7 protein-coding genes are annotated in these 7,617 nt (G+C 44.4%); 2 read left to right on the top strand and 5 right to left on the bottom strand.

Annotation, left to right across the window (positions count from 1 at the left end; all coding sequences use genetic code 11):
• Positions 1-866 precede the first annotated feature (866 nt).
• Complete coding sequence (locus tag QUA78_RS33010; RefSeq protein ID WP_445302419.1) at positions 867-1,097, top strand: transposase; 231 nt, start codon at positions 867-869, stop codon at positions 1,095-1,097.
• Positions 1,098-1,391: 294 nt separating this feature from the next.
• Here the strand turns inward: QUA78_RS33010 and QUA78_RS31000 are convergent, their stop codons facing one another.
• The 5 genes from QUA78_RS31000 to QUA78_RS30980 all read right to left on the bottom strand — a co-directional run bounded on the left by QUA78_RS31000 (position 1,392) and on the right by QUA78_RS30980 (position 6,017).
• Positions 1,392-2,210, bottom strand: coding sequence for an MlaE family lipid ABC transporter permease subunit (locus QUA78_RS31000; RefSeq protein ID WP_333306885.1), 819 nt, complete (start codon positions 2,208-2,210; stop codon positions 1,392-1,394).
• A 247-nt stretch (positions 2,211-2,457) separates the two neighbouring features.
• Entirely contained in the window at positions 2,458-3,495 is a 1,038-nt protein-coding gene (locus QUA78_RS30995) for a patatin-like phospholipase family protein (protein ID WP_333306883.1), read from the bottom strand.
• A 75-nt stretch (positions 3,496-3,570) separates the two neighbouring features.
• Positions 3,571-4,206 (bottom strand): methylthioribulose 1-phosphate dehydratase, encoded by a 636-nt coding sequence (gene mtnB, locus QUA78_RS30990; protein ID WP_333306881.1) that lies wholly within the window; start codon positions 4,204-4,206, stop codon positions 3,571-3,573.
• A 190-nt stretch (positions 4,207-4,396) separates the two neighbouring features.
• Positions 4,397-5,065, bottom strand: a complete 669-nt coding sequence (locus QUA78_RS30985) for an HAD-IB family phosphatase (RefSeq protein WP_333399211.1) — start codon at positions 5,063-5,065, stop codon at positions 4,397-4,399.
• A gap of 124 nt (positions 5,066-5,189) precedes the next feature.
• The gene (locus QUA78_RS30980; RefSeq protein WP_333399210.1) at positions 5,190-6,017 is read right to left on the bottom strand and encodes a Crp/Fnr family transcriptional regulator; all 828 of its coding nucleotides are present in this window, start codon (positions 6,015-6,017) and stop codon (positions 5,190-5,192) included.
• 356 nt (positions 6,018-6,373) lie between these two features.
• On the opposite strand from QUA78_RS30980, the gene QUA78_RS30975 reads away from it, so the two are divergent.
• Complete coding sequence (locus QUA78_RS30975) at positions 6,374-7,354, top strand: DALR anticodon-binding domain-containing protein (RefSeq protein ID WP_333307403.1); 981 nt, start codon at positions 6,374-6,376, stop codon at positions 7,352-7,354.
• Positions 7,355-7,617 lie beyond the last annotated feature (263 nt).

The following is a 7,617-nucleotide window of genomic DNA, read 5'->3' as shown; positions in this document are numbered from 1 at the left end:
ATAGTATTGACACTTTCGTAAATAGCTTCGCTTAGGTTGTAACCGAAAAAGCTAGGGATCATGTGTGTAATTTCACTGATTATAAATTGAAGAGCCGACGGTATCTCAGTAGGTATACTGATATTGATGACAAAATTACAAAAATATTTAAATGCACTACAAATAAGTATAATCTAAGCTTTTTAAATATTTTTTGAAGTTTAACAAATCTAAATATAAAAAAAACTAATACAGCATAAACCGCTGTTATGCGGTACAATAAATAAAAATAAAATATCCTTGGATAGTCAAAGCTAATCAAAGCATATTCCCTCGCTCTCCGAGAAAAAATAGTGACAGCACATTTGGCAGAAAAGATGTCAATTAGAAAAGTAGCCACCAGATTGTCTGGAGCGTAAAAGTCTCGTCCAAAAACAGCCACGAGTAACAACAAACCGAGGGAAATTTACAGCCGAAACAGAGAGGAAAACCGCAATTCAGTCATCTGACCAATGCGGAAGCATTCGTCAAAGCACTGCTAACAGCTCATCTTGATACCACCTTGGTGGATTTATCTGAATTATTTGCTATTAAGACCGGAAATTGTGTGAGTCGGACGGCAATGTGTCGCTGCGCGGCAGAAATTAGGACTACATCGTAAAAAAAAACTGGTACAGTAGGCAAGCCGCGACAGAAAGAGTCCAAAAATTAAGAGTGGAGTATTGGGACAATATCAAAGATATGGAGGCACAAAACAAGCGTATTTTTCGAGGAAACCGGGATTCTACTGAGTGCGACCAGAACTCATGCCCGTTCACAGCTAGGGACAAGAGTATCCAACCTAAAGCCATTTTATCGAGGGGCACTAATTTACAGCCCCTGGCGCAATTAGTATTAATAAATTGCTGGGATTAATGACAGTGAAGGATTCAAGGGAGCGAGCGGAATTTGTCGTATTTATTGAGCAGTTTTTATGTCATCAATTATGGACAGGATCGGTAGTAGTGATGGATAATTTACCTGGCCATAAACTAGCATCAATTGTGCGAAGGATTGAATCTGTAAGTGCGAGTGTTATTTGTTTATTCCCATACTATCGCCTATTTGAATCCCCTTGAACAATGGTTGTCACAACTCAAATATTTTTTGCAATTATTTCATCCAACTACCACGTCTATGATCGATCAAATAATTGCAGTTGCCCTTAACAAACATGAATCCTCAACATTTAAGAAATGGGGAAAGCTAATAGTTGCTACTGTACCTCATCATAGCGGGAACTGCTGTATTTCTTAGTTTCTTATAAAGGAGCGAAAGTTTGTGTATGAGCAGTTTTAACCGCCGAGTATTATCAAAAAAATATTAACAAAGGCATGATATAATTCTTGTTATATCGCCCGTGCAACTCTCGATTAACCCCCGTTTCTCATAATCCCCAACTCGTGAAACATCAACAGCGATAAAAACAAATCCGCCACAAAAATAAACACCCACGAAGTCACAACCGCTGCCGTTGCAGCTTGGCCTACTCCTTTCCCTCCGCCCGTCGTCGTCAACCCCCAACCGCAACCGACAAGGGCAATTATTAACCCAAAAATAAAACTCTTAATCGCCACATTAACTAAATCCCAAGGCCCCAAAAAAGTCCGCACCGACTCCAAAAATACCGACGGTTCCAACTCGTAAAAATTAACGGCCACAAACAGCCCGCCCAAAATTCCCACCGCTACCGAAAAAATTGTTAACACTGGCAGCATGATGCAGCAAGCTATCACCCTCGGCACTACTAAATAATCAACCGGATTGGTTCTCAACATATACAGGGCGTCTATTTGTTCCGTCACCTGCATTTCTCCTATCTCCGCGGCAAAGGCCGAACCTACTTGTCCCGCCACCACGCCCGCCGTTAAAAGTGGTGCTAATTCGCCGCAAAATGCCAGAGCAAAAGCACCTCCCACCGCCCCAACCGCGCCAAAGCGAACCAATTCTCTGGCCGATTGAAAGGTAAAAATCATGCCACCAAAAAAGGCTATTAGCAGCACGGAGCGGAAGGAATCCAGGCCTACTGTTACTAAATGTTCCATGATTTGGCGGCGGTCAATTTTGCCTTGGAGTATCCGCAGCACCACTTGGCCACCCAGGAACAGCGTCACTAAAAACCGCTGAAACCACCTGCTATTGAAGGTTTCATCTAAATGTCGATCGCGCTTTTCTTGGTATTTTTTAACCAATGACTGATGGCTCGCGATTAATTACAAACAGGGCGAAGCACTGCCACATAGAGATTTTTGGCAATCCTACAGCAATTATTGCACGATTTGTCAACATATTTTTTCAGTCTGCGTGCCCTGCGGTTGGTGGGTTATACCATTTTAGATTTTAGATTTGACATTGGGACTGGTTGATTATGTGGTAATCATCAGTCATTTCCAATTATTCAATTCTAAAATCTAAAATCTAAAATCTAAAATCCTATGACTACTCGGCAAGTAACAAGTCGATAAACTTATCCAACTGTTCCTTATACTTTTCGGCTTGATCCTTGCCAATTCTCACCAGTTCCGATATCTTCTCTTCCGAGGCATCATCAATCGGCAGCGGTTGTTCATGGCTCAAATCTGGACTAATTCTCAAATATTGATTCGGTCTTTCAACCGCATCATAAATTTGGATTATTTGATAATTTACAGTTTCCGCAACTCCGGTCATCATGATATTAATTAAAGGCTCAACCCACTCTACTTGACCCCAATTTTTTACTTCTTCGTAGGGGAATTTTTTCTGAGCTTCTCCCGTCCCCAAGGATAAAATTACCATATCTTTTGCTGTCGGGCCTTTGTCGGGGCGATCGTCAGGAATTCTGAATTTATTTCTAACTTCAGCATAGGCACAAAGCGCGGGATTGTTTGCGAAAACTCCCCCGTCAATTAAAGCGTAGGACTCGTTTGTCAAAGAGTAGATTTTGGTAACTTCAAAGTAAGAGGGAGCGGCCGATGTCGCTCTGGCGATATCTCTAATAAAATAGTCTTCTGCTGGATATTGTTGAGCATCTATTTTATCAAAAAAGTGAGCTTTTCTCCTTTCGATGTCGTAACTGCAAATTAAACAAGGTTTCAGCAGTTCGCTGAGTTTGCAATCTCTAAAGTTTTCCAAAAAGAATTTTTCTAAGCTATCGCTGGGATATTTCTCATCTATCAAACCGTCTATAGATTTGAGTTTTTGCCAAAATGAACTCTTAAAAACGTCGCGGCCGCTCTTAATCGAAAAATTAACAGCGTCTTCAGCCGACCACCGAGGCCTGGTGGGATTTTCGGCATCGGGACACAAATAGATGCAAGTTAAAATTCCTCCCGCACTCGTGCCGGCGATTAAATCAAAATAGTCCGCTATTCTCGCATCTGGGTTGCCGCTTTTTTGTTGCAGCTTTGACTCAATGCTAACTAAAACTTGCGCGGGTATAATCCCTCTAATTCCCCCTCCATCTATGGATAAAATTCTGGTATATTTAGCCATCATTGTTGCCTATTCTCGATGTTTGCTCGTTTCCTAATCTCAAATTCCCAAGCCTCCGAATTCATGCACCGCTCAATCTCAGCTATCCCATCTCAAATCTAAATTTAATTGGTGGGCTGCGATCGTATAGCGAAAAATGTATTCTACAATTTCTACGTAATTGTAGGCGGCGGCTGGCGAGTCTGCCCAGACTGTGATGCCGTGATCGCGAATTAACAAAGCGGGTACAGACGGCGCACAAATGGCAAAGAATTCGCAAATTGCCTTGGCTATTTTAGGCACTTCCAAATAATTTGCAAATAGGGGTATCGCCACCTGCGGGTTTTCCTCCCACACCCCCAAACCTTTGAGCATTTCGATCGCGGGTAAAGGCACTGCATCTCCTGCTGTTAGCCGAGAAACTAAATTTGCCTCGATCGAGTGAACGTGATAGCAAGCTTTAGCGTCTGGAAAACAATTGTAAACGGCTAAATGAATGCTGGTTTCGGCCGAAGGGCGGCTGTGGGGAACAGGTTGCTCGACAATTGCGCCGTCTGAGTTCATTCGGATAAAATCTTCTTCAGTTAACTGCCCTTTCGCGCGGCCGCTAGCAGTAATCCAGAAACTGCCATCTGGTAAGCGGGCTGAAAGATTGCCAGCAGTCCCAACCATCCAACCGCGATCGTAAAAGTGTTTGGCTGCTGCAATTAAATCCGATCTCAAATCGCCACTCATTCTTTACAAATCCTCAGTTTTTAATCTACTTTTTACGTTAATAGGAATTGCCCTGCCCTATCTAAAAGTAGGGTGATGCGTGCAAAGCTTACCAATACATATAGCTCTAAACGTAGGGTGCGCCACAAGCAACTTACTAAATACACATACCGCATAGTGCGATTTTTTTGGCGCAATTCCTAGTTTAGTTTCACTTCCATTTCTGGGACAAACTTTCCAACACGTCAAAAAAATTATCCCATTTAGTATAAGGCTTTTGCTGTTCGTCTAGATACTCGGCAAGCCGATCGCGCGCAAACACCGACGAAGCCTGCAAAGCCATATTAAAATCCGTCAGCGAATCTCCGATCGCCACCTGTTCCTGGGCCGGGTGCTGGCCCATCACCCGCACCTTAGACACCAATTCCGTATCTCCTTCAAACTCAGAATTGATTTGCAAGCGAGGGCCGCTAGCGTCCACATCCACAGCGTAAATAACGCTCGCCCGGTGTACCAAATCGCCCATTACCGTCTCTACCATGACCCGAAGACCGCCGGAAACGATCGCAAAATCCACTTTTCGCTCGTCCAAAAAATCCAGCAATTCCAACAATCCCGGCCGCATCAGCCTTCCCCTAGAAAATTCCACAATTTCCCCGTAACATTCCGAGGGAATAGACTCTAGTAACTGCCGCACTCCCGATCGCAAACTCAGCCTTCTAGCGTATATTTCAGGCATCAGTTGAGACGACAGTTCCGGTGCGAAATGCTTGAGCATTGCCACAAAAGTTTCTTCAACAGTTATCGTGCCGTCAAAGTCGCAGAATACCACCCGTTGCTGATTGTTCGGGATTGAAGATTTTTGCTTGTCATCGGTCATTGTCACTCGCACCTTTCAAGAACGGGAAAAGTTTACACAATTCATCGTACACTGTCGAGCGATCGAGCGCGACGGCCACAAACTAATAGCGACGCGCTGTTTGTTGGCTATTGCCCGCAGGATTTTATGCAGATTCTTCGAGAGAATCTTCATCTTCCAGGGAATCTTCCAGGGAATCTTCAAAGGAATCTTCCAGGGAATCTTCCAAGGAATCATCTACGTCCTGCTTTGGGTTTTTTGTTTTTTGGGGGTTAGACTTAGCCGGCAAACAGATTAAATTATCATCCTCAGTATTAATCAAACCTTTCGATCGCAACTTACCCATCAGCCGCGTCACCGTCACTCGCGTCGAGCCGATCGCGCTGCCAATTTGAGCGTGAGTCAAGGCCCAAGGCAGCCGGTAGCCCCGAACCACATCCGGTTCGCCGTCACCTACGTAAGGTTCGCCGAACTCTTCGATTAACAAAGTGAGAAATCCCAGCAGTCGGTCGATCGTCCGGCGCTGTCCCAAAGTGCTCAGCCAGAGAAGTTTCCGCTGGTGCTGGTAACGAAACGCATCCAAAATTTCCCTACGAAAGTGAGGCCAATTATCCAAGTCGTGCCAGTACATCCACACTACGTGAGTTTGATCGGCGTGGGCGTAAGCTTGGAGAGTAAACGGAGACTGAGCAACGAGTTCAAAGGGCTGACCGGCGCCGACGAAGCCCAAAAAAGCTTCTTCTGTAGTTTTGTCAGCGGATTTTGACTTCGCCGCCGCAGCGCTAACTTGAGCGCTGCCTACGAGTCGCACAGAACCTTTCTGGACTAAATACAGCAGTCCGGGTCTTGCGGGAATCCGCTCGTCTTTGCTAAAAGTCCGGCAGCGGTAGTGTTCCTGGGCCCAGTCGATAATTCGCTGCCAAGTGATAAAAGGTCGATCGATAGTCTCTACAGGTGTGGAAGTTGATTGCATAAGTGAGGCTCTGGGATATATTTAATCAGTGAGAAAAACAGCTTCTGCCAGCAGTGCGATACAAAGTGAGACAACCAACCCCCGATCGAGCTTGCACGCTTCTTAACTGTGCAGACTTTTCTTAGTTTTACCGAAAGATTCAATGTAGCAAAAAATACATTAAAATGGTAGAATTCAGCAAAAAATTTGTCGTAAATTATTGTATATTTAGCCCAAAAATCGCTAGAAAGCAGATGAATTCGATGTAGCCCCGCCCGGGGCAGCCGATCGCCCATCTCTGACATCAGCAGTTTAACGTACAAGAACAGTGCAAGCGGTAACAGTCGATCGTTGCTCTTACCGCAGGATCAGCCGATATGGATACAGCAAATATCTCGCAGTGCCCGGAAGTTACAGTGAAGTGTTTCTTGCTTTCCAGGTTCCAAAGGGCGATCGCCCAGCAGGGGACACTAGGGGAAATTCCATTAAATCTCATAGGTTGCACGATTCTCAAGAACCGGCAAGATGCCTGTTCCAAAAAGAGTGAATTTTCTTGTGGAACAGGCATCCTGCCCGCCCATAAAAAGCTTATTGAGAATGGTGCAATATTTCCGTTAAATCGGAGTAAAGATAGCGCGCGGGTGCTGTACGTGTCTGCGATCGCCCTGAAATTGGCTAAAACTTGGCAGCAGACACCGCAGACAATCGCGGCACAGTTGGCCGAAACTCTCCAACCGCTGTGCTACCCAGATTTCGCCGTTAAAGTCGCGCCGGCGGGAATTATTGAGCTGGAGTTGACTGATGCAGGTTTAGCCGTCTGGTTGCAGCGTTTAGCTCAAACGAACCTCCCAGTTCCAGAATCTCGAATATTATCTCCTGTTGTGTCAGCCGATCGGCTGTTTCCCATTCAGTACAGCCACGCGCGCTGCTGTTCCTTGCTGCGAATGGCCCACCGCGATCGGATAATTTCGATCGCGCAGCCAGATGTCGCTACAGCGCCGCAAATTTGGTCCCTGGCGGCTCCAAATCCTATCCCTTGGATTGACGAGGGCGATCGACTGCGGTTAGTACATCCAGCAGAACGCAATTTAATATCGCAACTGTTAACAGTGCTCGACAATTTATCTCCTATTTGTGAGGTAAGAAACCGCGAAAAACCTGTCAATTATTTCAAATTAGCTAATAGTTTGAGCGAAGAATTTCAGATTTTTTACAGCCAGTGCCGAATTTGGGGTAAAGTTAAAATAGAACAGCCAAAACTTGCCCAATCTCGATTGGGTTTAATATTAGCCACTCAATCTTTGCTGCGATTTATCCTAGAAGAGTTATTGAACGCTCTTGCTCCTTTAGAACTTTGATTTTGTTCTCATTTTTAGCAACCTTTATTCATACTAAGAGGTTGTTTCCGAAAGTTACCTTGACTTCTTCCATCTGAAAAGCTCTCTATTTTATCGGGTTCACCCTGAAGAACCCAGTAACCTACTGTCGCATAGGAAATTTATAAAAACTTAGCTATTTATTGATGAATTATTAATAATGCAATTAATAGACCTCTTGCAAAAAAAATCTATGCTATAATAGAAGGTTTTCAATTTAATCCCCCTAGAGCTAACTCATAATT

Source organism: Microcoleus sp. K4-B3, assembly GCF_036704615.1.
Taxonomy (GTDB): domain Bacteria; phylum Cyanobacteriota; class Cyanobacteriia; order Cyanobacteriales; family Microcoleaceae; genus Microcoleus.
Note: the sequence above shows the minus strand (reverse complement) of the source record. Positions and strands in the feature narration are given on the sequence as shown.

Bases quoted from the DNA above. Each gene is read 5' to 3' on its own strand.
- QUA78_RS30995 (WP_333306883.1), bottom strand. From the start codon at position 3,495: ATGATGGCTAAATATACCAGAATTTTATCCATAGATGGAGGGGGAATT.
- mtnB (WP_333306881.1), bottom strand. From the start codon at position 4,206: ATGAGTGGCGATTTGAGATCGGATTTAATTGCAGCAGCCAAACACTTT.
- QUA78_RS30985 (WP_333399211.1), bottom strand. From the start codon at position 5,065: ATGACCGATGACAAGCAAAAATCTTCAATCCCGAACAATCAGCAACGG.
- QUA78_RS30980 (WP_333399210.1), bottom strand. From the start codon at position 6,017: ATGCAATCAACTTCCACACCTGTAGAGACTATCGATCGACCTTTTATC.
- QUA78_RS30975 (WP_333307403.1), top strand. From the start codon at position 6,374: ATGGATACAGCAAATATCTCGCAGTGCCCGGAAGTTACAGTGAAGTGT.